Origin of the sequence: Paraburkholderia podalyriae (genome assembly GCF_014397785.1) — a bacterium.
In the GTDB taxonomy this organism is placed as follows: domain Bacteria; phylum Pseudomonadota; class Gammaproteobacteria; order Burkholderiales; family Burkholderiaceae; genus Paraburkholderia; species Paraburkholderia podalyriae.
On record NZ_VZQQ01000244.1, the window covers coordinates 1 to 1,011 of the forward strand.

Consider the following 1,011-nt stretch of genomic DNA (forward strand, 5'->3'; position numbering starts at 1 on the left):
CACCTGGCCCTTCGTTCCCGTCGTAGCGTCAAGATATCCGCCCGTGACCCCGAACGTTCCTGTCAGGACAGGCGCAGCCGACACGTCGTAGGACTTGACGTTCATGTCCGGCCCTTCGTCCCCGATCATGAGGTGCTGGTTCGTCGGGTCGAAGTAGAGCGCTGACGGACGCGCCGCAGTGCCAAGGTCGATGGTGCCCAGCACCGTACCCGTGGGGCTTAGGTGGAGCAACGTACCAGCAGCCTCTTGAGCGATCCACAAGTTGCCATGCCTATCGATAGCGAGTGCACCAGGACCCGTGACGGCGAGGTCTCGCACCCAGGTCCCCGCGGTGGTATAGATCCGGACCCGGTTTCCGGGGAAGTCACTCGCATAAAGAAATTGACCCCACGTCGCGAGCCCGGTGATCACGTCCGCCCGCCGTTCGGTCGTGTCCGCGCTGACCGCGATCATCAGGTCACGGGCATGGGTTGCGCGGTTGTAGCGGCCGACGACCCCACTGCCGTAGGCCTTATTGAACTGTAGCGCTGCGAAAATGTAGGTGCTATTCCCAGTAAGAGCGCCACCCTGAAACTCACCGTGAGCCCCTATGGTCCCCACGCTTTGACGGTTCTGGTAGATCGCGATACCACCTTCGTTTTCGTCCCACATGGAAGCCGTATAGATGACGCCCTCGGGCGCTACCCACATGGAACGCGCGACGTTACCCACGCGCATGGCGTTGGTTCCAAAAGTGTTCGCCACCCAGTCGGTGGTGTACTGTCCATGACACTCCGATGCAACCGTGGCGATCAGGACTGCGGCAAGGAATGCGGCACGGATTCCCTTCATGACTTAGCTCCATTTGCACCACGTGCAACGGCTGCCATCACGTAACCGGATGGCTTTTCGTCGTAGCGGCTGGATGCGGTCCGACGCAGTGGAATCAGCGGGCCGTTCAGGCCTGCGTGTTCCGCACCGGTTTTGTCAGTCAATCGACGTGCGTTAAAAGTAGTGCTCCGGGCGCAAAGC

At 60.8% G+C, this 1,011-nt stretch carries 1 protein-coding gene and 1 pseudogene; both read right to left on the minus strand.

The genetic code is table 11. The features are described 5' to 3' along the window. A pseudogene (locus F6X42_RS42820) lies at positions 1-831 on the minus strand (SMP-30/gluconolaconase/LRE-like region family protein); the annotation flags it as partial. Then, positions 828-1,011, minus strand: a 184-nt coding sequence (locus F6X42_RS43675) for a hypothetical protein (RefSeq protein ID WP_222945940.1), incomplete at its 5' end; no start/stop codon positions are given. The pseudogene F6X42_RS42820 and the gene F6X42_RS43675, both read right to left, overlap by 4 nt.